Below are 22,425 nucleotides of genomic sequence, written 5' to 3' on the forward strand. Positions count from 1 at the left end.
GTTCTCACACCGCCGAAGCAGGCGGGTTGCCCTTGGCCGCCCGCGCCGACAGCGCGTTCGCCACGAAGGTCAGCTCGCCGTCGAACTCCGCGGGCCGGTCGTCGCCGGTGTGCCGGGCTGTCGCGTGCCGGTGGGTGACCGCGCGGGCCAAAAGCCCGGACGCGTTGTCGATGTCCGCTCCGGCGAGCCGTCCGCCGGCGGCGGCCACGATCACCGACCGCATCAGCCGGACCAGTTGCTGGAACCGTTCGGACAGCGCGTCGCGGACCACGTGATGGGTGTCGGCCTCGCGCCACAGCAGGTGCGACAGGCCCAGCGAGCCGGTGAACCGGCGGTCGAGTTCGCCGACCAGCCTGCGCAGGGAACCCGCCAGGTCGCCGGGGACGACGACCGCGGCGGGTTCGATGCGTTCGTCCGGCAGCCGGTCGACCAGAGCGGCCAGCAGGTCGGACTTGCGGCGGAAGTAATAGTGGACCAGGCCCTTCGGGACCCCGGCGCGCTCCGCGATGCGGGACGTCGGGGTCGCTTCGAAGCCGGACTCGGCGAACAGCTCCTCCGCCGCGCACAGGATCCGTTCCTTCGCCGAGTCGTCGGTCATCTCACCTTTCCCAACCAGGGCGTCGCTGCCCCGTCAGTGCTGGCCCGCCATCCGGTGGGCGGCGTTGGCCTCCGGCATCGCGGCCGCGCCGGCGATGATCGTCAGCGCACCGCCGACCCAGGACGTCCACGACGCCCCGTTGAATTCCGTATACCCCATCACCCACGGCGCGATGAACAGCAACGCGCCGAGGACGATCTGCACGCCCTCGCCGTAAACCATGCTCGGCGCCGCGAGCGACACCAGGCCGTCGATCGCGATCAGCGCACCGAGGACCACCATCGTCCACACCATCGTGGTGTTCGTGCTCAGCCAAAGGGGTGAAAGAGCGGCGACAACACCGATGACGACCTCGGCCCAGTCGTAGGGCCGCGTCCAGGCGCGCGTCGAGACTTCACTCATTCGTGCTCACCTCCGCCGGAAAAGAGCCGTTCAGGGAGATTTCCCACTGCCGACTATGCGCCTTGACTGGCCAGGCGGTCAAGATTCGTTGGTCACACTTCGACTCGTCCATAAGGCCTCTGTCTCGTACAGTGAGGCACCCGGTTACCGACGAGTAATTTCGTCCAGTCGCGCCGCGACCGACCCCTGGAGGTTCCCGATGACGCACCTCGACGAGATCCAGCAGGCGATCCTCGACGGCCGCCTCGACGCGATCGCCGAGCTGCCCGTGCCCGAGAGCTACCGGGGCGTCACCGTGCACGCAGACGAGGTCGACATGTTCGAGGGCCTCGAAAGCCGGGACAAGGACCCGCGCCGCTCGCTGCACGTCGACGAGGTCCCGACGCCGGAGCTCGGCCCCGGCGAGGCGCTGGTCGCGGTGATGGCCAGCGCGATCAACTACAACACTGTCTGGACGTCGATCTTCGAGCCGATCCCGACGTTCAAGTTCCTGCGCAAGTACGGGAAGCTCTCGCCGCTGGCCAAGCGGCACGACCTGCCGTATCACGTGGTCGGCTCGGACCTGTCCGGCGTCGTGCTGCGCACCGGCGCGGGCGTGCACAACTGGAAGCCCGGCGACGAGGTCGTCGCGCACTGCCTGAACGTCGAGCTGGAAGGCCCGGACGGGCACAACGACACGATGCTCGACACCGAGCAGCGGATCTGGGGCTTCGAGACCAACTTCGGCGGGCTCGCCGAGGTCGCGCTGGTCAAGGCGAACCAGCTCATGCCGAAGCCGGCGCACCTGACCTGGGAGGAATCCGCCTCCCCGGGGCTGGTGAACTCGACCGCGTACCGGCAGTTGGTGTCGCGCAACGGCGCGGACATGAAGCAGGGCGACGTCGTGCTGATCTGGGGCGCGTCGGGCGGCCTCGGTTCGTACGCGACGCAGTACGCGCTCAACGGCGGAGCGATCCCGGTGTGTGTCGTGTCCAGCCCGGAGAAAGCGGAGATCTGCCGGAAGCTCGGCGCGGAGCTGATCATCGACCGCACCGCGGAGGGCTACCAGTTCTGGAAGAACGAGAACGAGCAGGACCCGAAGGAATGGCAGCGGTTCGGCGCGAAGATCCGCGAGCTGACCGGCGGCGAGGACCCGGACATCGTGTTCGAGCACCCGGGCCGCGAGACCTTCGGCGCGTCCGTTTACGCCGCGCGCAAGGGCGGCACCATCGTCACCTGCGCGTCCACCTCGGGCTACATGCACCAGTACGACAACCGGTACCTGTGGATGAACCTCAAGCGGATCATCGGCTCGCACTTCGCGAACTACCGCGAATCGTGGGAGGCCAATCGGCTGATCGCGAAGGGCCTCATCCACCCGACGCTGTCGAAGACGTACTCGCTCGAGGAGACCGGCCAGGCCGCCCTTGACGTGCACCGCAACGCGCACCAGGGCAAGGTCGGCGTGCTCGCGCTCGCCCCGGAAGAAGGACTCGGCGTGCGCGACGAGGAGCTGCGCGCGAAGCACCTCGACGGCATCAACGCCTTCCGCGGTGCGTGAAGGCAGACCACCTGCCCGATCGGTCCGGCCGCTCGGCGCACGAGCGGCCGGACCCCGTGGGTGCTCACCCGTCCGTGACCGCGGAGCGACTACGGTGGTGTCATGAGTCTTGGCGATGAACGCGAACTCGTGCCGCTGGGAGCCGGCTTCGACGTAGCGAAGCGGGGGTACAGCCGGGCCCAGGTCGACGAGCACCTGGAACGGCTCGACGGCGACCTGAAGATGCTCACCGCCGACCGCGACGCCGCCATCGCCCAAGCCGGCGATCTGGCCCGGCAGCTGGAGGTCGCGCGCGGCGAGATCGCCGATCTGCGCGGTCAGGTCGACCGGCTCGCGCAGCCGCCGACGAGCGTCGAGGGCCTGTCCGAACGCCTCCAGCGGATGCTGCGGCTGGCCCAAGACGAGGCCGCCGACACGCGCGCCCGCGCCGAGGCCGAGGCGGGTCACATCCGGGCCAAGGCGGAGACCGACGCCAGCGCCATGCGCGCCCGGTACGAGCAGTTGCTCACCGAGCTCGACCTGCGCCGCAAGGAAATGGAAGCCGAGCACCGCAAGGTGCTCGAGGACGCGCGCGCCGAGGCCAAGCGGATCACCGACGAGGCCGAGGCCGAGCGCAAGAAGCTCGACGCGGAGTCCGAGGCCCGCCGCACGCAGGTCGAGGAAGACTTCGAGATCGCGATGGCGACCCGCCGCGCGGAGGCGATGCGCGTGCTGGCCGAGCAGGAGGCGGCCAGCAAGGCGGAAGCCGAGCGCCGGGTCCGCGAGGCCGCCGAGGACGCGGCCGCGATCCGGGCGAAGGTGCTGGAAGAGGAGACCGCCGCCAAGGCCGACATCGACCGCCGCCAGCGCGAATCGGTCGCCGACGCGAACAAGCGCCGCCAGGACTCGATCACCGAGGCCAACGCGCGGCTCGCGGAAGCGGCCGACGAGGCCCGCCGCCGCGTCCGCACGGCCACCGACGAGTCCAACCGCCGGATCACCCAGGCGAACGAGCGGGTCGAGGCCCTGCGCAGCGTGCGGGCGAGCCTGGCCGAACAGGTCCGCTCGGCGCGCACGGTGCTGGCCGAGGCACAGCACGTGCTCGGCGAGATGGACGGCGAGGTGCCCGCGGACATCAAGGCCGAGACCGCCAACGGGTCCGGTCCGAAGTCCGGCACGAACGGATCTCCGGCCGGCTCGAAGGCCGGCGGTACCGCTTCGGGTGCGCAAAACAGCAAGACCAGCACTCCGGCCGGGCAGAACTCCGCTGGTCAGGGGGGCAAGAACGCCCCGGCGAACAGCGGAAAGCCCGCGGCGAGCGGCGATGTCGAGCAGACCGTCCGGCTGCGCACGTCCGACGTGCCCAAGCCGCAGCCGCAACCGCGCCCGGCGGGAAAACCGACTGGCGAGTAACCTTCCCCCGCGAAGGGGCCGCGCCGCCCCGCTGACCGATTCGCCGGGAGGTAGTGGATGGCTGTCTATCGGACTGTGGTGGTGGGCACGGACGGGTCCGACTCGTCCTTCGCCGCGGTGGACAAGGCGGCCGGGGTGGCCGCCGACGCGGGGGCGACGCTCGTCGTCGTCTGCGCGTACCACCCGGCCAGCCGCCAAGACGTGGAACGCGCGCAGGACGAACTGGGCGACGAGGCCTACCAGGTAGTCGGCTCCGCGCCCGCTGAGGACACGCTGCAGTCCGCACGGGACCGCGCGGCGAAGGCCGGCGCCACGAACATCGAAACGGTCGCGCTGGAGGGTCAGCCGGTCGACATGCTGCGCAAGGTCGTGAAGGACCGCTCGGCTGATCTCCTGGTGGTCGGCAACCGCGGGCTCAACACCCTGACCGGGCGAATCCTGGGCTCGGTGCCGTCGGAGGTGGCCCGGAAGTCGGGCGTCGACGTGCTGATCGTGCACACCACCTGAGGCCGTGGCCGATTCTTCCCGGGACCTGCAGCAGCGGCTGGAACGCGCCCTGCTGGGCGGCCCCCGCCGCTACACCCGGCTCGAGGTAGCCAAACGAGCCGGAGTACCCGAAGAACGCTCGCGCCGGCTGTGGCGGGCGCTGGGTTTCGCCACCGTCGAAGACGACGAGATGGTGTTCACCGACGCCGACGTCGAAGCCATGCGCATCGCCGACGGTCTGGTGAGTTCCGGGTTGGTCGCGCCCGGAATGGAAGTCGCGGTGACCCGTGCCCTCGGCCAGCATCTTTCCCGGCTGGCCGAGTGGCAGGTCCACATGCTGTGGTCGCTGATCACCGAAAACCCGGAACTGGCCCGCAGCGACCGCCAGGTCACCCGCCTGGTCGAGCGCCTGCTCCCCGAACTGGAGCAAGTGCAAAACTACGTCTGGCGCCGCCACCTGGCCGCTTTCGCGGGCCGCGCCTTCGCCAGCCCCGACGAGGACCTGGAAACGCGCGCCCTGGTCGTCGGCTTCGTGGACATGGTCGGCTACACCAGATTCACCAGGGAAGCCGACGAAGAAGAACTGACCCAGGTCCTGGACGGCTTCGAATCCCTGGCCACTGAAGTCATCGCGGAACACCACGGCCGAGTCGTGAAAATGATCGGCGACGAAGTCCTCTTCGTCACCGACACTCCCGCCGACGGCGCCGAAATCGCCCTGACGCTAGCCGAACGCACCGGCGAAGACGGCGGCCTCCCAGCAGTCCGGGCCGGAATGGCGTCCGGGAGGGTCCTTTCCCGCTTCGGCGACGTCTACGGCTCCGTGGTGAACCTGGCTGCCCGGCTCACTTCAGCCGCGCGCCCCGGGACCGTGCTGGTCGATCGCGAACTGGCCGGGGAACTGGAATCGCTGCCACAGTTCGATCTCCGCACCCGCCGCCCGATCGCGGTGCGCGGCTACAACCGCCTCCGCCCGTCAGCCCTCCGCAGGGCCAAGGACAAACCCACCGGCCGCTTCGCGTCGTCCCAGCAACTGGCCGCGGAAATGCTAGGCCTAGGCGACCCCGCCCCGCCCGAAACCCCAGAACCAGACGACTTCCCCACCCCCGCCGCGCCACGCAAACGCCGCCGGCGCCGCTAACCCCGTTCCGCACGACCCGCCGCCGGTCGTGAGGGACCCCTTCCCGGACTTAGCTTCCCTCAAGGAGCCCTCCACAGCCCGCCGCCCACCCCGCGCCGGATGCCGCCCCAATGCGGCATTGGGTGCGTCAGATGCACCGAACGCCACATTGGGTGCGTCCCACGCACCCAACGCCACATTGGGGCGCAAGCCCCACCACCTACGACACCGCAGCCGATGCACCCGGCTATCGAGGCACCCAGCCCCTCCCCCGCACCCCGATACGAAGCCTCCCTGCGGTCTGGGGGTGCTTGTCAAGGCATCTTTCCCGCCTTGACAAGCACCCCCAGACCGTCAGCACAATCAAGCTTCGGGGTGCCCCACGCAACCACCAGCGATGTCGCCGCCAGGCGACGAGCATTCAAGCGTCAAAATCCACAGTAACCCGCTCAGAAACCGGATGAGACTGGCAGGTCAGCACAAACCCAGCCTCCACCTCAGCCTTCTCCAACGCGAAATTCCGCCGCATGTCAACGGAACCCTCAGTCACCTTCGCCCGGCAGGTCCCGCAAACCCCGCCCTTGCAAGCAAATGGCAAGTCCGGCCGAAACCGCTGAGCCCCATCCAACACCGAAGACTCGCGGGGCAAATTCATCGTCGTAGACCGACCGTCCAGCACCAACGTCACCTCAGCCGAAGCACCGGCAACAGCGGGATCAACATGCTTGACCGGCTCCGGCGGCACATCGTCCACATAGAACAGTTCCTGATGAATCCGTTCCCCGGGAACCCCCAACACGCCAAGAAGATCCTGCGCGGAAGTGACCATCCCAAACGGCCCGCAAAGCCAGAAATGGTCAACATCCTCAACCGGCACGATCGACTCGAACAACGCACGCAGCTTGTCCGCATCCAACCGCCCAGTGAACAACTCGGCCTCGCGCGGCTCCCGGGACAGCACGTGCACCAGCTCAAGCCGCGCCGGATGCCGATCCTTCAAATCAGCCAGATCATCAGCGAACATCACCGTGTCGGTACGCCGATTCCCATACAGCACAGTCACCGAAGCATCCGGCGTCGCCAGCAGAGAGGCCGCAATAGACAACACCGGCGTAATCCCAGATCCAGCAGCGATCAGCACATGGTGACCGCCAGCAGCAAGATCCGGAGTAAACGAGCCGGTCGGCGCGGAGACCTCAACTGTGTCCCCAGGCCGAACCTCATTGACCAGCCAAGACGAGAACACCCCGTCCGGCACGAGACGCACGCCGACGCGCGGGCGCTCCCCGGCGGGGGCGCAGATGGAGTACGAGCGGCGCTCGTCGCGCCCGTCCACCACCCGGCGCAGGGTGAGCGACTGCCCAGGCGCGAAGGCATAAGTCTCGGCAAGCTCGGAAGGCACGTCGAAGGTGACGGCCACGGCGTCGTCGCAGAGCCGCTCAACCTCAGCCACCCGCAACGAATGGAATCCGGCACGGCGGGAAACGGTGGCAGTCACTCAAATCTCCTTGACGTGTTCGAACGGCTCCCAGCAGGACCGGCAGCGCCGCAAGGCTTTGCAGGCAGTCGCACTGAACCGGGACTGCTCCTCGGTATCCGAAGACCCGCAATGCGGACAGGCCACCCGCCGCACGGAAGGCCCGAGCGTCAACGGAATCGGCCCGGCAACCCGCTTAGGCGCGGCCCCCGGCGGCGCGATCCCAGCCTCGGCGAGCTTCCGCCGCCCGTCCGCACTGATCCAATCCGACGTCCAAGCCGGTTCCAGCACAGTGCGAATATCGATCTCGGTATACCCAGCACCCCGAAGGGCATGCTCCAGGTCGTCCCGCATGGTGTCCATCGCCGGGCAACCGGTGTAGGTCGGCGTAATGGAAACCGTAACCCGGCCGTCCTCTTCGGACACCTCGCGCAGCACGCCCAGATCCGCGAGCGTCAGCATCGGCAGCTCGGGATCAGTGACCGTGGCAGCCACCGCGACCGCGGTGTTGGGCGCCGCCTCCGCGGGAAAGAGCACGTCGGCGGTCACCACGACGCCCCAGGCATCGCCCGAGCCACACTCTGCATCTCGGCCAGCAGGAACCCCATCTGCTCGGTATGCACGCCGTCACGCCCCATCCGGCCGGAAACCCCAGCGACAGCCCCGATCTCCGGCCGCTCCAACGTAGCCGCCGCCAACGCCTGATCCAGAACAGCGTCGAACTCCGGCCGCACCGAAACCGCATCGACCAGCTCAGCGGGATGGCTCGCGAACAACTCCTCGACATACGGCCACACCGCGGCCAGCCCTTCGGCCATCCGCTCGTGCGACAACGACGTCCCGTCGCCCAGCCGCACCAGCCACTGCGCGGCATAGTCCCGGTGATAGGCCAATTCCTTCACCCCCTTGGCTGCGATAGCCGCCAGCACCGGGTCCACACTGGACTCCAGCTGCTGGAACAGCGCGAGCCGCCAGGTCGAGAACACGAACAGCTGCGCGATCAGCTGCCCGAAGTGCCCGCCGCCCAGCTCAGCCAGCCGAACGTTCCGGAACTCGTTTTCCGCCCGCAGGAACGCGAAGGTGTCCTCAGACCGATCGGTGCCGTCCGCTTTACCGGATCGAGCCAGCAACAGGCGAGCCTGGCCGAGCAAGTCGAGTGCGATGTTCGCGAGAGCGACCTCGTCCTCCAGCTCGGGCGCATTGCTGACCCACTCCTGCAACCGGTGCGAGAAGATCAACGCGTCATCGCCCAGCATCAGGCAGTACGCGGCGAGCTGCGCACCGTCCACTCCGGACGGAACCGAAGTGTCCACGCCGGACAAAGGATCGGCGAACCCGGTACCGAAAGCCCACCGGGCGTCGTTGTCCTCGGTGATGGCTTCGTAGACGTTGTCAAAGGACATCCCAGACCTCACATGTGGGGAACGTTGTCGGGAATGTCGTAGAACGTCGGGTGCCGGTACACCTTGTCCCCGCTTGGCGCGAAGAACGGGTCCTTCTCGTCCGGCGACGACGCGGTGATGTCCGAGGCGCGAACGACCCAGATCGACACTCCTTCGTTGCGGCGCGTGTAGAGATCGCGTGCGTGGTGCAGCGCCATCTCGTCGTCCGCCGCGTGCAGCGAACCCACGTGGACGTGGTTCAGTCCCCGCTTCCCGCGGACGAAAACCTCGTACAGCGGCCAGTCGTGCTTCATGCCGAAACCTCTTTCTTGGCCGCGTGCGCCGCCGCGGCTTCCCTGACCCAGGCGCCTTCGTCGTGCGCGCGGCGGCGGTGCGCGATCCGCTCCGCGTTGCACGGGCCGTTGCCCTTGAGCACGTTCTTGAACTCGTCCCAGTCGACCGCGCCGAAGTCGTAGTGCTCGCGCGAGGCGTTCCACTTCAGCTCCGGGTCGGGGAACGTCACGCCGAGCGCCTCGGCCTGCGGCACGGACATGTCGACAAAGCGCTGCCGCAGCTCGTCGTTGGTGTGCCGCTTGATCTTCCACGCCATCGACTGCGCGGTGTTCGGCGAATCCGCGTCCGGCGGGCCGAACATCATCAGCGACGGCCACCACCAGCGGTTCACCGCCTCCTGCACCATGTCCCGCTGCTGCTGCGTGCCCCTCATCATGGTCATCAGCAGCTCGTAGCCCTGCCGCTGGTGGAAGGACTCCTCCTTGCAGATCCGGATCATCGCCCGCGCGTAGGGCCCGTACGACGACCGGCACAGCGGCACCTGGTTGCAGATCGCCGCGCCGTCCACCAGCCAGCCGATCACGCCGACGTCGGCGAAGGTCAGCGTCGGGTAGTTGAAGATCGACGAGTACTTCTGCCTGCCGGTGATGAGCTTGTCGGTGAGGTCCGCGCGGTCGGCGCCTAGCGTCGCCGCGGCGGAGTACAGGTATAGCCCATGGCCGGCCTCATCCTGCACCTTCGCGAGCAGGATCGCCTTGCGGCGCAACGAAGGCGCGCGGGTGATCCAGTTGCCCTCCGGCTGCATGCCGATGATCTCCGAATGCGCGTGCTGCGCGATCTGGCGGATCATCGTCTTGCGGTAGCCCTCGGGGATCCAGTCGCGCGGTTCGATGCGCTGGTCCCGTTCGATGGTGTGCTCGAAGAGGGCTTCGAGTTCGGGCTCTGCCACAGCGGTCACGGCTGCTCCTTCGAGACGAGGGTGAGCACGTCGTACTTCGCGACCGAGTCGCCGTCCTGGTTGGTGACGTCGGCGTCCCAGCGGACTTCGCCGTACTCCTGGTCGATCCGCGGCGTGATCTGCTTGGCCGTCAAGGTGACTGTCAGCGCGTCGTCGACCTTCACCGGCGTGAGGAAGCGCAGGTTCTCCAGGCCGTAGTTGGCCAGCACCGGCCCCGGCTCGGGCGACACGAACAGGCCCGCCGCGAACGAGACGACCAGGTAGCCGTGCGCCACGATGCCGCCGAACAGCGGGTTCGCCGCGGCGGCCGCTTCGTCGGTGTGCGCGTAGAAGGTGTCGCCGGTGAACTCGGCGAAGTGGTCGATGTCGGCGCGGGTGACGGTGCGCGGACCGGCCACCACGGTGTCGCCGATGCTCAGCTCCGCCAGCGACTTCCGGAACGGGTGCTCGCCTTCGACGCGCGGACCGCCCTCGACCCACCGGCCGGTGACGGCGCCGAGCACCCTCGGGCTGCCCTGCACGGCCGTGCGCTGCATGTGGTGCAGCACGCCGCGGATACCGCCCATCTCCTCGCCGCCGCCCGCGCGACCGGGGCCGCCGTGCACCAGCTGCGGCATCGGCGAACCGTGCCCGGTGGATTCCTTCGCGTCTTCGCTGTCGAGCACGAGCAGCCGGCCGTGATACGGCGCGACGCCGAGCACGATTTCGCGGGCGAACACCGGGTCGCCGGTCACGACCGACCCGGCCAGGCTGCCGCCGCCGCGTGCCGCGAACTCGATGACCTGCTTGACCGACGTGTACGGCATCAGCGTGGACACCGGGCCGAACGCCTCGACCTCGTGCGGTTCGGCGCGCTCCGGGTCGGCCTTGAGCAGGATCGGCGAGATGAACGCGCCGGTCGCCTCGTCGCCGTCCACGACATCGACGTGCTCCGGGTCGCCGAAGACGATGCTGCCCGCGTCGAGCAGCGCCTTCAACGACCGACGCACCTCCTCGCGCTGCTCCAGGCTGGCCAGCGCGCCCATGCGGACGCCCTCGGCGTTCGGGTTGCCGACCGTCACCTTGGCGAGCCGGGCACTGACCGCTTCGGCGACGTCGTCCAGCATCTCGGCCGGGACGAACGCGCGGCGGATGGCGGTGCACTTCTGCCCCGCCTTCACCGTCATCTCGGTAGTCAGCTGCTTGACGAACAGATCGAACTCCGGCGTGGACGGCCGGGCGTCCGGGGCGAGGATCGAGCAGTTCAGCGAGTCGGCCTCGGCGTTGAACCGCACCGAGTTCCGCACGATCGCCGGATGCGCGCGCAGCTTCTGCGCGGTGGACGCGGAACCGGTGAACGACACCAGGTCCTGCGCGGTGACGTGGTCGAGCAGATCGCCGACGCTGCCCGCGACGAACTGCACCGTGCCCTCGGGCAGGATGCCGGATTCGACGATCAGCTCCACGAGCCGCGCGGTCAGGTATGCGGTCTGGCTGGCCGGCTTGATCAGGCTCGGCACGCCGGCGAGGAACGCGGGCGCGAACTTCTCCAGCGGGCCCCACACCGGGAAGTTGAAGGCGTTGATCTGGATCGCGACACCCTGCAGCGGGGTCGCGATGTGCTGCGCGACGAACGTGCCGCCGCGGCTCAGCGGCTCGACCGCGCCCTCGACGTACACGGTGTCGTTCGGCAGCTCGCGCTTGCCCTTCGAGCCGTAGCTGAACAGGACGCCGATGCCGCCGTCGATGTCGAACTTCGAGTCACCCAGCGTCGCACCCGTGCGCGCCGACAGCGCGTACAGCTCTTCGCGGTGCTCGCGCAGGTGCGAAGCGAGCGACTTCAGCAGCGCGGCTCGCTGATGGAACGTCAGCTTCCGCAACGCCGGACCGCCGACGCTGCGGCCGTACTCGAGCGCCGCGGCGAAGTCGATCCCCTCCGACGAAATCCGGGCCACTTCCTCCCCGGTCGCCGCGTCGTGCAGCGGGGCGCCCTCGCCCGGCGCCGTGTGCCATCCCCCGGAGACGTAGCTGCGGAGCAGAACCATGCCGACCCTCTCGCCGAATTACCAACCGGACGTTCAGTAATTCGCAGGATAGCCGTTCTCCTCGCCGACCGGAACCCCCGCATCGCTTGACACCGCACCAGGCGCGGCCTTTACTGGGCCCCAGCCGGGATTACCGGCCATTCGGTCAGTAAGTCACCATCCCGGAGGGCTACCTCGTGACCCGCAACGCCGCGCACGCCATGTTCGACACCGACGAGGCGTCCCGCTCCCTCGGCATCGAACTCGTCGAGGCGGCCGACGGCCGGGCGGTGGCCACGATGAAGGTCACCGAGACGATGGTCAACGGGCACGACATCGCCCACGGCGGTTACGTGTTCCTGCTGGCCGACACCGCTTTCGCCCTCGCCTGCAACACGCACGGGCCGGTCACCGTCGCCGCGGGCGCGGAGATCTCGTTCGTCGCCGCCGGAAAACTGGGCGACCACCTCGTCGCGACGGCCGCCGAGCGCACCCGCTACGGCCGCAACGGCATCTACGACGTCACGGTGCACCGGGAGACCCCCGAAGGGCCCGAGGTCGTCGCCGAATTCCGCGGCCGCAGCCGCGTCATCGAGAAGACCCGGGAAGCACAGTGACCCCCACGACCGCAGACCTCGCCGAAACCGTCAGCGCCGACGAACTGGCCGCGCTCCAGCTGGAACGGCTGCAGTGGACCCTGCGGCACGCGTACGAGAACGTCCCGCTGTACCGCAAGAAGTTCGCCGAAGCGGGCGTGCACCCGGACGACTGCCGCGAACTGGGTGACCTGGCGAAATTCCCCTTCACCACCAAGGCCGACCTGCGCGAGAGCTACCCGTTCGGGATGTTCGCCGTGCCGCAGGACCAGATCCGCAGGCTGCACGCGTCGAGCGGCACCACCGGGAAACCGACCGTCGTCGGCTACACCGAGGACGACCTCGACACCTGGGCCACCGTGATGGCGCGCTCGATCCACGCCGCGGGCGGACGGCCGGGGCACAAGGTGCACGTGGCGTACGGATACGGCCTGTTCACCGGCGGGCTCGGCGCGCACTACGGCGCGGAAAAGCTCGGCTGCACGGTGATTCCGGCGTCCGGCGGCATGACCGCGCGGCAGGTCCAGCTGATCACGGACTTCAAACCGGAAATCATCATGATCACGCCGTCCTACATGCTGACGCTGCTCGACGAATTCGAGCGCCAGGGCGTGGATCCGCGGGCCAGTTCGCTGAAGGTGGGCATTTTCGGCGCGGAGCCGTGGACCGAGCAGATGCGGTCCGAGATCGAAGAACGGTTCGCCCTCGACGCGGTCGACATCTACGGCCTGTCCGAGGTGATGGGCCCCGGCGTCGCGCAGGAATGCGCGGAAACCAAGGACGGCCTGCACATCTGGGAGGACCACTTCTTCCCCGAGGTGATCGACCCGTTCACCGAGCAGGTGCTGCCCGAGGGCGAACGCGGCGAACTGCTGTTCACGTCGCTGACCAAACAGGCGCTGCCGATCATCCGCTACCGCACCCGCGACCTGACCCGCCTGCTGCCCGGCACCGCGCGCCCGGCCTTCCGCCGGATGGAGAAGGTCACCGGCCGCAGCGACGACCTGATCATCCTGCGCGGCGTCAACGTTTTCCCCACGCAGATCGAGGAAATCGTGCTGCGCACCGAGGGATTGAGCCCGCACTTCCAGCTGGTCCGCTCGACCCGCGGCCGCCTGGACCACCTCACCGTGCGCGTCGAAGCCCGCGCCGGCACCACCGCCGACGCCCGCACCGCCGCGGCTGCCGCGGTGGCCGCCGGGGTGAAGGACGGCGTCGGCGTGAGCGTTTCGGTGGAGGTCGTGGACCCGGACACGCTGGAGCGCTCGCTCGGTAAAATGCGCCGCGTGCTGGACGAACGCTCGTGACTGCCCCCGCTCGCCGCGGCCGGCCCGGCTACGACCTGGAGTCGCTGCTCCAGGTCGCGGTCAAGCTTTTCAACGACCGCGGCTACGACGGGACCAGCATGGAGGACCTGTCGCGCAAGCTCGGCATCACGAAATCCGCGATCTACCACCACGTGCCGAGCAAGGAGGAACTGCTGCGGCTGGCGGTGGGCCGGGCGCTGGACGGGCTGTTCGAGGTCGCGGAGTCCACCGAGGCACTGGACGGGCGTGCGATCGACCGCTTGGAGCATCTGGTGCGCGGAAGTGTGCTGGTGCTGGCGGATCGGCTGCCGTTCGTGACGTTGCTGCTGCGGGTGCGGGGCAATACGAAAGCCGAGCGGGCGGCGTTGGCGCGGCGGCGCGAGTTCGATCATCTGGTGACGGATCTGGTCAAGCAGGCCGAAGCCGAGGGGGATGTCCGTCCGGACATCGACCCGGCGATCGCGGCGCGACTGCTGTTCGGCACGGTGAACTCGCTGATCGAGTGGTACCGGCCGCGCCGTGGATCGTCTCCGGAGGAACTGGCGGACGCGGTGTGCAAGATGGCGTTCGACGGGTTGCGCGCCTAGCGGTTATCCCCAGGCCGCTTCGAAATCGGCGTCCGGTATCGACTGCAGAAAGTCGGCGGCCGCGAATGCCTCGCCCGGTGCCAGCGCGCCCGAGCCGCGGTACCGGCCGTCGAGAAGGCGGGCAGTGGCCTCGACCAGAATCGGTGCGGTGCTGGCGTAGATGTCGCGCCCGGTCGCGGTGCCGCGGCGAATCTGCGTCCCGGAGCCGACGGTGACTTCGACGGCGAACCGTTGCGCCGAGCGTCCGTGCGGGGCCTGGGTTTCCGGGTCGTGCAGGTCGTCGAGCGGGGCGGTGTTCAGCCAGGAACGCAGGGTTCCCACCGCGAGATGCCGATTGATGGTGACAACCTCGGAGAACGGCAGCTCCACGGTGGACTGTGCGCCGATCGGCTCCGGGAAGTCCCATTCCCCGGTCGCTGCCGGATCGGAGATCGGGACGAGGGCGCCGTCGCGGATCACCAGCCGGGTCGCGGTGTTGCGGGCGCCGGTGACCCGGGTTCCCTCCGTGGGCCACCACCGGTCGAGTCCGATGGCGATTTCGACCTCGTCTGCGGACTTCTCGGGACCGAGCACGGCGGTGAGGAGCAAATCGGCCAGCCCGCCGTAGAACGCCATCGCGGGCATTACGACGGTCTTTGCCGAGCGGGCGGCTGCGTCGAGTTCGCGGTAGAGCTGCTGGACGGCTGGCTGCTCCGCGGTGACGTCCAGGTAGTGAGTGCCGGTCTCGACGGCTGCCTTCGCGAGCGGGAGCGCGGTGTCCAGGAACGGGCCAGCACAGTTGATCACCACCGCGACGTCGTTGAGGAGCGCCCGCAGACCAGGCCCGTCATTGATGCTCGCCGCACGCCGCTCCGGGTCCGTGAACTGCGCGAGCCGCGAGAGACTGCGCCCCGCGACGATCGGCTGAAGGCCGCGCCGCCGCAGCTCGTCGACCACGAACTTTCCGGTATGGCCGCTTGCGCCGTAGACCAGGACACGCTGGGAATCTGTCATGCCGTCGATTCTGGATACTCCCGCGAGCCACTGGTGAGTGTCTGAAAGGACGCTTTGCGTACAGTATCGGACATGCCCCGACTGGTGCTCGTCCTGCATGAGCACGCGATGCTGTACGAGGTCGCGATCGCGGCCGAGGTCTTCGGCGTCGACCGTTCGGACCTTTCCCCCACCGGCGACTGGTACGAGGTCGTCGTGGCCTGCCCGGAACGGTCGCCGCGGCACTGGCTGCCGCAGCTGCCCGCGATCGACGTCTCGGAGATCGGCGACGCCGACCTGATCGTGGTCCCCTCCACGGATTCCCCCGGCGACGAGATCGATCCGGCGCTCGCGACCGCCCTCCGGGAAGCGCACGCGAGCGGGGCCCGGATCGCGGCCCTGTGCACCGGCTCGTTCGTCCTGGCCGAGGCGGGCCTGCTGGACGATCGGGTCGCGACCACCCACTGGATGCACGCCGACGACCTGGCCCGCCGCTATCCGCGGGTGAAAGTGCGCGCCGACGTGCTCTACGTCGACGAGGGCGACATCCTCACCTCCGCGGGCAAAACGGCCGCCCTGGACCTGTGCCTGCACCTGGTCCGCCGAGACCTGGGAGCGGCGGTCGCCAATGACCTCGGGCGCAGGCTGGTCGTCCCGCCGCATCGGCACGGCGGCCGGGCGCAATTCGTGTCCCCGCCGCCGTCCCCCGGCGGTTCGGGCTTGGCCCGCACCGCGGAGTGGGCGCGAGCCCGGCTGGATCAACCGCTCACGGTCGTCGACCTCGCCCGCCACGCGGGCCTCAGCTCCCGGCAACTCGCCCGCCGGATGCACGCCGAATTCGGTGCGGCACCGCTGACCTGGCTGCACCAGCAACGCCTCGCCCGCGCACAGGAACTGCTCGAACGCACCGGCTCCTCAATCGACCAGATCGCCGCCAGCTGCGGAATGGGCAGCGCCGCCACCCTCCGCCGCCGCTTCCGCGACGCGCTCGGCGTCACCCCTTCCGAATACCGCGCGACATTCCGGCTCGGCTAAGGCGCTTCCTCCCGCGCCGGGGCAGGCATCGTCACCACGAACCCCGTGCTGCGCCCCAAATCGTCCAGCAGCCAGCCCATCCGCTTGACCGTCCGCAAGATCAGCGCCGAATCCACCACCGACAGCGGCGCGAGGTCCTGTTCCAGATGTTCCTGCATCCGCATCGATTCCTCGATCGACCGCATCCATGTGGTCACCAGAAGATTCGCCGGCCCCGGCAAACTCGCCATCTGCCGCACCGTCGGGTTGGCGCGCAATCGGTCCACGCACGTTGACACGTGCGCCACCGGGACTTGGCACCACCAGTTCACGACAATCGGCGACGGCGTCAGCCCCTGCGCGATCTCGCAGCGGAACGTCAAAGCATCGGCGTTCAGCAGATGCCCGAGCTGGCGGCGCACGGTCGACACCGGACGTCCGGTGATCCGCGCCAAGTCCGCCGCGCTGCGACGACCGTCCTCGCCCAGCGCGACCGTCAGCGGGGCGTAAGGCTCTTCCCACGGCTGCAGTTTCGCCATCCGCCCGCCGCCGATGGCCGGCAGTTGCGACAGAGCCCGCACCCGCCGCCGGTCCAGCGCGCCCACTCGCCACGAACTGCCCTCGACATGCAGTCGCGACGCCAGGTGCGAGCGCGTGTTGAGCACGCCGGGCAAGCTGGGGATCGCGTCCAGCAGCAAGGCGGACAGGTCGCGCAGGCCGAGGCCGAAAACGGTCAGCACCAGGCTGTACTCACGCGAAGCTTCCTCGATGCTGGCCACCGATGGCCACGTCGACAGCTCGCGGATCAGCTCGCGCACCTGGCCGCTCGCGCAGCGGATTTCCACGTACGCGGCCTGCACCTGATACAGCCCGGGCACGTGCGGATACGCCGTCACCCACGCCGCTCCCCCGTCGCGCAGCCGCTCCCAGCGCCGGGCCAGCGTCACCGGAGAGGAGTCGAGCGCCGCGGCCAGCTGCGTCCAGGTGGCGCGGGGGCGCAGTTGCAGTGCGTGGATGAGCGAAAAGTCTTCCTCCTCCAGCGATTCGATCACTTTTTCTTCTCCAAGGAGCCAGGTCGCGAGCGATTCCGGCAACTCTAACCCGATATCGGGCGGCAGTTCGCACACTCGACCACCAAGACGCCGTTCCCCGACGAAGAGGAGCCGAGCCGGTGGACCTCCACGAAGACGCCCGCAGCCAGCAGGACGACCTGGCGCGGCTGCGCCAGGAACTGCACCGCGAGCCTGAAATCGGCCTCGACCTGCCGCGCACCCAGGAACGAGTCCTGCGCGAACTCGACGGGCTCGGGCTGGAGATCTCCACCGGGACCGATACGACGTCGGTGACCGCGGTGCTGCGCGGCGAGGGCTCCGCTCGCGATTCGGCTCAGCCGCGCACGGTCCTGTTGCGCGCCGACATGGACGCGCTCCCGGTCCAGGAAGCGACCGGACTCGATTTCGCCGCCACCAACGGCGCGATGCACGCGTGCGGCCACGATCTGCACACCACGTCGCTGGTCGGCGCGGCTCGGCTGCTGCACACGCACCGCGACCGGATCAACGGCGACGTCGTCCTGATGTTCCAGCCCGGCGAAGAAGGCTGGGACGGCGCGGGCGTGATGCTGAAGGAAGGCGTGCTCGACGCCGCCGGCCGACGCGCTGACGCCGCGTACGGGCTCCACGTCTTCTCCTCGATGCTGCCCAGCGGCCAGTTCGCCAGTCGTCCCGGGACGCTGATGTCGGCCTCGCACAAGCTGCTCGTGACCGTGCACGGCGAGGGCGGCCACGGGTCGATGCCGCACCGCGCCAAGGACCCGATCTCCGCCGCCGCAGCGATGATCACCGCGCTGCAGACGATGATCACGCGCCGCCTGGACATCTTCGACCCGGCGGTGCTCACCGTCGGCGTCATCCGCGGCGGCACGAAGCGCAACGTCATCCCCGCGACCGCCGAGTTCGAAGCCACCGTGCGCTGCTTCTCCGATGACACCGCGGCTCTGCTCGACACCACCATCCGCGAGACGATCGACGGTGTCGCGCGGGCGAACGGCGTCACCGCGGACGTCGTGTTCGAAAACGAATATCCAGTGACCGTAACGGATGTCGACGAAACGGCGTTCGGTGCCGAGGTCGTCCGCGAGACGATCGGCGAGCAGTACTACACCGACCTGCCCAACCCGGTCGCCGGTTCCGAGGACTTCTCCCGCGTGCTCGCCGCGGTGCCGGGCACGTTCCTCGGCCTCGGCGCGCTGATGCCGGGCCTCGAACCGCACACCGCGCCCAACAACCACAGCCCGTACGCCGATTTCGACCCGTCCGTGCTGTCCCGCGCGGCCACCGTCTACGCCGAACTCGCCGTCCGCCGTCTCGACCGATTCGCCGAAGGAGCATCGCGATGACTTCTGTGGTCCCAGACCGTCGCCGCACCCTGTTCGGGCTCGGTGCCGGCAACGCGATGGAATGGTTCGACTGGAACGTCTACGCCACGTTCGCGTCGTTCTTCGCCGCGCAGTTCTTCAATGCCCACAGCGCGGTTTCGGCCCTGCTGAGCACGCTCGCGGTGTTCGCGGTCGGCTTCGCCGCGCGGCCGATCGGCGGCTGGGTGTTCGGCTGGATCGCCGACCGCAAGGGCCGTCAGCTCGCGATGGCGCTGACCGTCGCGATCGCCGCCGCGGGCAGCCTGGTCATCGGCCTTTCCCCGACCTACGGCCAAATCGGCGTGTGGGCGTCGGTGATCCTCGTGGTCGCGCGGCTGGCCCAGGGCCTCGCGCACGGCGGCGAGCTGCCGTCCGCGCAGACCTACATCGCCGAGGTCGCCCCGCCGGCCCGCCGCGGGCTGTGGTCGAGCCTCATCTACTTCTCCGGCACCTGCGGCGTGCTCGTCGGCACGCTGCTCGGCGCGGTCCTCTCCGGCGTGCTGACCCACGAGCAGATGCTCTCCTTCGGCTGGCGGATCCCGTTCATCCTCGGCGGCGTCTTCGGGATCTACTCGCTCTATGTGCGGCTCCGCATGCGCGAGACCGAGGTCTTCCAGGCGGCGAAGAAGAACGCGGCGAAGGAGAAGGGCCAGATCTGGCAGACGATCAAGCAGAACCCGAAGCTGCTCGCCCAGGTCGTGGGGCTGACGGTCGGCGCGACGGTCATCTACTACATGTGGGCCGTCGCCGCGCCGTCGTACGCGATCACCGTGCGCGGCGTCCCTCCGACCGGTGCGCTGTGGGCGGGCGTGTTCGCGAACGTGGTCTTCCTGATCGCCTTGCCGTTGTGGGGAATCCTGTCCGACCGCATCGGCCGCAAGCCGGTGCTGTTCATCGCGATCGCGGGCCTGCTCCTGCTGAGCTTCCCGCTGAACGCGATGGTCGGGCACGAACCGTGGCAGCTGTTCGTCGCGATGTCGATCGCGCTGCTGTTCATGGCCGGATTCTCCTCGATCGGCCCGGCGGTCTACGCGGAAATCTTCCCGACCCGCATCCGCGCGGTCGGCGTCGGAGTGCCGTACTCGATCGCGGTCGCGGCCTTCGGCGGGACCGCGCCGTACTTGCAGACGCTGTTCGCCGGGAACGGGCATCCGTCGCTGTTCATCATTTACGGGATCGTGCTGATGGTGATCAGCGCGCTGGTCGTGTTCACGCTGCCGGAGACCCGGGGCGTGGACCTGCGGGAGAAGACCGAGACGGCGGACCGGACGGTCGCTGGGTCAGAGGCGTAAGGCTGGGTAGGGCTTCAGCGTGATGGCGTTCGCCGAGCGTTGAAGCCCGCCCAGCATCCGTTGCCTGCCCGGCAGATGCGGTAACGCGCGCATGACCGCGTTACGCAGCCGGATGCCGTTCCGGGTCCGCGGGGCGAACCCGCTGGCCCGGCCGGGCGGGCGTTTTCGGTTCGCTGCCACGTAATCCCGCATCTCGTCGGTGTAGCGGGCGAAAGCCGCTCGCGGGTCATCCATAGTGGATAGTTCACCGGCGAGGACATACGCGCCGACGATCGCCAGGCTGGTTCCCATGCCGAGCGAACCGCCGAAGGCTGAATCGCCGAGCAGGGCCGTGCGGCCGCGGTGCCATTCCGTCAGGCGGACCTCCCCGGCGCGGGAGAAGTACAGGTCGTCCGTGAGTTGGTCCAGGAGAGCGGGAATCTCCCAGCCAGCACCGGCGAACGCCTCGGTTATCACCGCGGCTGGGTTTGCTCGCGGCGAAATCGGTTCTGGTGAGGTGAAACCGATCAGGACCCGGCAGTCGCCGGAAGCGCCCAGCGGGTACAGCATGACGATCCGGCCGCCGACGCCGTTGCCCGCGGGCAGGTTGTAGACGACCTCCCAGCCGTCGAGAGCGAGCCGCGTCCGGGCCGGGAAGTACCCGAGGTGGTAGCCCAGATCGCGGACGGATTCCGGGCCGAACACCAGCGACCGCACGCCCGATCTGATGCCGTCCGCGCCGACCACGACGTCGAACTTCCGCGCGGGGCCGTGAGTGAAGGTCGCGCGGATTCCGTCGGATTCCTCGGTCAGCCCGGTGATTTCGGTTCCGTATTCGATGTCGGCGGCTGCGGCGTGGTGCAGGATCCGAACGAGGTCGTTGCGGAGGATTTCGAGATCCGCGATCACGCCGCCGGAATCGCCGAACGCGTCTGCCGTCATCTCCGCCACGCGACGGCCGCGTTCATTGAGCCACGCGATGCCGCGGGCGCCGGTGTGCGCGGCGCGGACTTCGTCCAGCAGGCCCATGCGAGCGACGACCTCCCGGGCCGCGCCGCGGATGTCGACCGCTTGGCCGCTTGACCGAAACGCGGGAGCGCGTTCGATCAGCGTCGGGTGAAAACCGTACTGCCGCAGCCAGTACGCGAGGGAAAGTCCGGCGACGCCCGCGCCGGAGATCAGAACAGTGCGCATGTGTACACCGTACGAGAACTTCCCCAGCGGGTACCTTTGTTCTAGTGCAGTTCTTCTGCTGCACCATAAGAGCAGTGGAGCGCACTAGTGCACTGGAGGCATCAATGGACTCTGCGCCCTACCAGCGAATCGTGACCGAGATCCGCGAGCGCATCACGAGCGGGCGGCTCCTAGCGGGCGACCGCGCGCCGTCGACCCGGCAGATCACCCGGGAATGGGGCGTCGCGATGGCCACCGCGACGAAGGTGATCGCCGAACTGCGCGACCAGGGACTGGTCGACACCAAACCGGGTGCGGGCACCGTCGTGCGTTCAGTGCAGCGGAAGCGGGAACCGGAGCTGAGCCGGGACCGGATCGTGCGCGTCGCCATCGAAATCGCCGACGCGGACGGGCTGTCGGCGGTGTCCATGCGCCGGATCGCCACCGAGCTCGGTGCGGCGACGATGTCGCTGTACCGGCACGTCGGCGACAAAGACGAACTGATCCACCTGATGGCCGACGTCGTTGCGGGCGAAGCGATCCGCCGCGAGCCGCCAGTACCGTGGCGAGCCTGCCTGGAATACACTCTCCGTCTCTTGTGGACGGTCTGCCGGCGTCATTCGTGGGTTGCCGAGGCGTTGTCCATGACGCGGCCCCGGCCTATGCCGAACCTGATGCGGTACTCCGAGTGGGTGCTGGCCGCGCTGCTCCGGACCAGGCTGCCTGCCGAAGAGCTGCTTCTTGTGCACCTCAATCTGTTCGGCCACGTCCGCAGCCTCGCGCTCACCTGGCAGTCGGAAGCGTGGGCGCGTCAGGACACCGGCCTGGCCAACGACGAGTGGCTCGACGGCCACGAGGCCGAGTTCCGCCGCATCGTCGAGACCGGCCGCTACCCCGCACTCGACCACTTGACCACCCAGCAGACCCAGCACACCATCGACCAGACCTTCGACTACGGCCTGTGCCTGCTCCTCGACGGCCTCGAACGGCGACTGAACCTTCCGTGAGGACTTCTCCGCATGTGCTCAGGTGTCCGGCTGGGTTTCGCCCAGTTGCCACCACAGCGCCGCGCGCAGTTGTTCGATCAGGGCCTCGTCGTCCTCCTCGCTCGGGTCCGCGCCCAGCGGAACCCAGCGCTCCTCCACCAGTTCGCCGTCGTCGTAGCTGCTGATCAGTATCCCCGGATACGAAACCGTCAGTTCGTCCTCCGGGCAGCCGGTCGCGCACGGCCGGTCGTCCATCCGCACATGCCGGTAGTGCAACCGCACCCCGACCCATCGGCCGGGCGGCCGCGGCTGCTGGTCCGTGCCGTCCATCGCCCGCTCCCGCTCGCCCCATGTCCCCCGGCTGAAGGTCGCGGCCGGGGCGGCCGGAGTTACCAGCCGGTTGTTCCGGTTGGGTAACGGCATCCGGTGACAGCACCGCGACACGGTCCGC

Annotated in this window: 23 protein-coding genes; 11 read left to right on the forward strand and 12 right to left on the reverse strand. The window is 68.8% G+C overall.

Annotation, left to right across the window (positions count from 1 at the left end; all coding sequences use genetic code 11):
- Positions 1-4: 4 nt before the first annotated feature.
- Together H4281_RS19210 and H4281_RS19215 are read right to left on the reverse strand one after the other, a co-directional pair.
- Positions 5-598, reverse strand: coding sequence for a TetR/AcrR family transcriptional regulator (locus H4281_RS19210; protein WP_182892307.1), 594 nt, complete (start codon positions 596-598; stop codon positions 5-7).
- 33 nt (positions 599-631) lie between these two features.
- Positions 632-1,000: an SPW repeat domain-containing protein gene (locus H4281_RS19215; protein WP_101435391.1), complete on the reverse strand. Its 369-nt coding sequence runs from the start codon at positions 998-1,000 to the stop codon at positions 632-634.
- 199 nt (positions 1,001-1,199) lie between these two features.
- Here H4281_RS19215 and ccrA point away from each other — a divergent pair, with 199 nt between their 5' ends.
- The 4 genes from ccrA to H4281_RS19235 all read left to right on the forward strand — a co-directional run bounded on the left by ccrA (position 1,200) and on the right by H4281_RS19235 (position 5,559).
- Entirely contained in the window at positions 1,200-2,540 is a 1,341-nt protein-coding gene (gene ccrA, locus H4281_RS19220; protein ID WP_037811912.1) for a crotonyl-CoA carboxylase/reductase, read from the forward strand.
- A 102-nt stretch (positions 2,541-2,642) separates the two neighbouring features.
- The gene (locus tag H4281_RS19225; RefSeq protein WP_182892308.1) at positions 2,643-3,932 is read left to right on the forward strand and encodes a coiled-coil domain-containing protein; all 1,290 of its coding nucleotides are present in this window, start codon (positions 2,643-2,645) and stop codon (positions 3,930-3,932) included.
- A 57-nt stretch (positions 3,933-3,989) separates the two neighbouring features.
- Positions 3,990-4,439: a universal stress protein gene (locus tag H4281_RS19230; protein WP_182892309.1), complete on the forward strand. Its 450-nt coding sequence runs from the start codon at positions 3,990-3,992 to the stop codon at positions 4,437-4,439.
- Positions 4,440-4,443: 4 nt separating this feature from the next.
- Positions 4,444-5,559, forward strand: a complete 1,116-nt coding sequence (locus tag H4281_RS19235) for an adenylate/guanylate cyclase domain-containing protein (RefSeq protein ID WP_182892310.1) — start codon at positions 4,444-4,446, stop codon at positions 5,557-5,559.
- A gap of 400 nt (positions 5,560-5,959) precedes the next feature.
- Here the strand turns inward: H4281_RS19235 and paaE are convergent, their stop codons facing one another.
- The 6 genes from paaE to paaZ are packed head-to-tail and all read right to left on the reverse strand — an operon-like array spanning position 5,960 to position 11,673.
- Positions 5,960-7,036, reverse strand: a complete 1,077-nt coding sequence (gene paaE / locus H4281_RS19240; RefSeq protein ID WP_182892311.1) for a 1,2-phenylacetyl-CoA epoxidase subunit PaaE — start codon at positions 7,034-7,036, stop codon at positions 5,960-5,962.
- Entirely contained in the window at positions 7,037-7,564 is a 528-nt protein-coding gene (gene paaD / locus H4281_RS19245) for a 1,2-phenylacetyl-CoA epoxidase subunit PaaD (RefSeq protein ID WP_182892312.1), read from the reverse strand. It lies immediately after the preceding gene.
- Entirely contained in the window at positions 7,561-8,418 is an 858-nt protein-coding gene (paaC, locus tag H4281_RS19250) for a 1,2-phenylacetyl-CoA epoxidase subunit PaaC (protein WP_182892313.1), read from the reverse strand. Before paaC ends, paaD begins: the two co-directional genes overlap by 4 nt.
- A gap of 8 nt (positions 8,419-8,426) precedes the next feature.
- The gene (gene paaB, locus H4281_RS19255; RefSeq protein ID WP_009073848.1) at positions 8,427-8,711 is read right to left on the reverse strand and encodes a 1,2-phenylacetyl-CoA epoxidase subunit PaaB; all 285 of its coding nucleotides are present in this window, start codon (positions 8,709-8,711) and stop codon (positions 8,427-8,429) included.
- The gene (gene paaA / locus H4281_RS19260; RefSeq protein WP_182892314.1) at positions 8,708-9,649 is read right to left on the reverse strand and encodes a 1,2-phenylacetyl-CoA epoxidase subunit PaaA; all 942 of its coding nucleotides are present in this window, start codon (positions 9,647-9,649) and stop codon (positions 8,708-8,710) included. Before paaA ends, paaB begins: the two co-directional genes overlap by 4 nt.
- Positions 9,646-11,673, reverse strand: a complete 2,028-nt coding sequence (gene paaZ / locus H4281_RS19265) for a phenylacetic acid degradation bifunctional protein PaaZ (RefSeq protein WP_182892315.1) — start codon at positions 11,671-11,673, stop codon at positions 9,646-9,648. Before paaZ ends, paaA begins: the two co-directional genes overlap by 4 nt.
- A gap of 200 nt (positions 11,674-11,873) precedes the next feature.
- Between paaZ and paaI the strand changes: the two genes are divergently transcribed.
- From paaI to H4281_RS19280, 3 genes are read left to right on the forward strand one after another with little or no spacing between them, the layout of a single operon-like run.
- On the forward strand, positions 11,874-12,269 hold the full coding sequence (gene paaI, locus H4281_RS19270; protein ID WP_182892592.1) for a hydroxyphenylacetyl-CoA thioesterase PaaI: 396 nt from the start codon (positions 11,874-11,876) through the stop codon (positions 12,267-12,269).
- Positions 12,266-13,555, forward strand: coding sequence for a phenylacetate--CoA ligase PaaK (paaK, locus tag H4281_RS19275; protein ID WP_182892316.1), 1,290 nt, complete (start codon positions 12,266-12,268; stop codon positions 13,553-13,555). Before paaI ends, paaK begins: the two co-directional genes overlap by 4 nt.
- Positions 13,552-14,142, forward strand: a complete 591-nt coding sequence (locus tag H4281_RS19280; RefSeq protein WP_037811921.1) for a TetR/AcrR family transcriptional regulator — start codon at positions 13,552-13,554, stop codon at positions 14,140-14,142. Before paaK ends, H4281_RS19280 begins: the two co-directional genes overlap by 4 nt.
- 3 nt (positions 14,143-14,145) lie before the next feature.
- Here the strand turns inward: H4281_RS19280 and H4281_RS19285 are convergent, their stop codons facing one another.
- Positions 14,146-15,135, reverse strand: a complete 990-nt coding sequence (locus H4281_RS19285; RefSeq protein ID WP_182892317.1) for a saccharopine dehydrogenase family protein — start codon at positions 15,133-15,135, stop codon at positions 14,146-14,148.
- A 72-nt stretch (positions 15,136-15,207) separates the two neighbouring features.
- Here H4281_RS19285 and H4281_RS19290 point away from each other — a divergent pair, with 72 nt between their 5' ends.
- Positions 15,208-16,149, forward strand: a complete 942-nt coding sequence (locus H4281_RS19290) for a GlxA family transcriptional regulator (RefSeq protein ID WP_182892318.1) — start codon at positions 15,208-15,210, stop codon at positions 16,147-16,149.
- On the opposite strand, the gene H4281_RS19295 is transcribed toward H4281_RS19290, so the two are convergent.
- Positions 16,146-17,180 carry an Lrp/AsnC family transcriptional regulator gene (locus tag H4281_RS19295; protein WP_182892319.1) on the reverse strand — a complete coding sequence of 345 codons (1,035 nt, stop codon included), beginning with the start codon at positions 17,178-17,180 and terminating at the stop codon, positions 16,146-16,148. The genes H4281_RS19290 and H4281_RS19295 overlap by 4 nt on opposite strands.
- A gap of 119 nt (positions 17,181-17,299) precedes the next feature.
- Between H4281_RS19295 and H4281_RS19300 the strand changes: the two genes are divergently transcribed.
- Positions 17,300-18,526, forward strand: a complete 1,227-nt coding sequence (locus tag H4281_RS19300; RefSeq protein ID WP_182892320.1) for a M20 metallopeptidase family protein — start codon at positions 17,300-17,302, stop codon at positions 18,524-18,526.
- Positions 18,523-19,836: an MFS transporter gene (locus H4281_RS19305; RefSeq protein ID WP_182892321.1), complete on the forward strand. Its 1,314-nt coding sequence runs from the start codon at positions 18,523-18,525 to the stop codon at positions 19,834-19,836. Before H4281_RS19300 ends, H4281_RS19305 begins: the two co-directional genes overlap by 4 nt.
- Here H4281_RS19305 and H4281_RS19310 read toward each other — a convergent pair.
- Positions 19,825-21,009 carry an FAD-dependent monooxygenase gene (locus H4281_RS19310; protein ID WP_182892322.1) on the reverse strand — a complete coding sequence of 395 codons (1,185 nt, stop codon included), beginning with the start codon at positions 21,007-21,009 and terminating at the stop codon, positions 19,825-19,827. The genes H4281_RS19305 and H4281_RS19310 overlap by 12 nt on opposite strands.
- Positions 21,010-21,113: 104 nt before the next feature.
- Between H4281_RS19310 and H4281_RS19315 the strand changes: the two genes are divergently transcribed.
- On the forward strand, positions 21,114-21,995 hold the full coding sequence (locus H4281_RS19315) for a TetR/AcrR family transcriptional regulator C-terminal domain-containing protein (protein WP_182892323.1): 882 nt from the start codon (positions 21,114-21,116) through the stop codon (positions 21,993-21,995).
- Positions 21,996-22,013: 18 nt separating this feature from the next.
- Here the strand turns inward: H4281_RS19315 and H4281_RS19320 are convergent, their stop codons facing one another.
- Positions 22,014-22,304 carry a hypothetical protein gene (locus H4281_RS19320; protein WP_182892324.1) on the reverse strand — a complete coding sequence of 97 codons (291 nt, stop codon included), beginning with the start codon at positions 22,302-22,304 and terminating at the stop codon, positions 22,014-22,016.
- Positions 22,305-22,425 lie beyond the last annotated feature (121 nt).

This window comes from Amycolatopsis dendrobii (genome assembly GCF_014145675.1).
GTDB classification, from domain to species: Bacteria; Actinomycetota; Actinomycetes; order Mycobacteriales; family Pseudonocardiaceae; genus Amycolatopsis; species Amycolatopsis dendrobii.

What these genes read in the sequence shown, in the direction of transcription:
- H4281_RS19210 (WP_182892307.1), bottom strand. Translation starts at nt 598, where the DNA reads ATGACCGACGACTCGGCGAAGGAACGGATCCTGTGCGCGGCGGAGGAG.
- H4281_RS19215 (WP_101435391.1), bottom strand. Translation starts at nt 1,000, where the DNA reads ATGAGTGAAGTCTCGACGCGCGCCTGGACGCGGCCCTACGACTGGGCC.
- ccrA (WP_037811912.1), top strand. Translation starts at nt 1,200, where the DNA reads ATGACGCACCTCGACGAGATCCAGCAGGCGATCCTCGACGGCCGCCTC.
- H4281_RS19225 (WP_182892308.1), top strand. Translation starts at nt 2,643, where the DNA reads ATGAGTCTTGGCGATGAACGCGAACTCGTGCCGCTGGGAGCCGGCTTC.
- H4281_RS19230 (WP_182892309.1), top strand. Translation starts at nt 3,990, where the DNA reads ATGGCTGTCTATCGGACTGTGGTGGTGGGCACGGACGGGTCCGACTCG.
- paaC (WP_182892313.1), bottom strand. Translation starts at nt 8,418, where the DNA reads ATGTCCTTTGACAACGTCTACGAAGCCATCACCGAGGACAACGACGCC.
- paaB (WP_009073848.1), bottom strand. Translation starts at nt 8,711, where the DNA reads ATGAAGCACGACTGGCCGCTGTACGAGGTTTTCGTCCGCGGGAAGCGG.
- paaZ (WP_182892315.1), bottom strand. Translation starts at nt 11,673, where the DNA reads ATGGTTCTGCTCCGCAGCTACGTCTCCGGGGGATGGCACACGGCGCCG.
- paaI (WP_182892592.1), top strand. Translation starts at nt 11,874, where the DNA reads ATGTTCGACACCGACGAGGCGTCCCGCTCCCTCGGCATCGAACTCGTC.
- H4281_RS19285 (WP_182892317.1), bottom strand. Translation starts at nt 15,135, where the DNA reads ATGACAGATTCCCAGCGTGTCCTGGTCTACGGCGCAAGCGGCCATACC.
- H4281_RS19290 (WP_182892318.1), top strand. Translation starts at nt 15,208, where the DNA reads ATGCCCCGACTGGTGCTCGTCCTGCATGAGCACGCGATGCTGTACGAG.
- H4281_RS19305 (WP_182892321.1), top strand. Translation starts at nt 18,523, where the DNA reads ATGACTTCTGTGGTCCCAGACCGTCGCCGCACCCTGTTCGGGCTCGGT.
- H4281_RS19310 (WP_182892322.1), bottom strand. Translation starts at nt 21,009, where the DNA reads ATGCGCACTGTTCTGATCTCCGGCGCGGGCGTCGCCGGACTTTCCCTC.
- H4281_RS19315 (WP_182892323.1), top strand. Translation starts at nt 21,114, where the DNA reads ATGGACTCTGCGCCCTACCAGCGAATCGTGACCGAGATCCGCGAGCGC.
- H4281_RS19320 (WP_182892324.1), bottom strand. Translation starts at nt 22,304, where the DNA reads ATGGACGGCACGGACCAGCAGCCGCGGCCGCCCGGCCGATGGGTCGGG.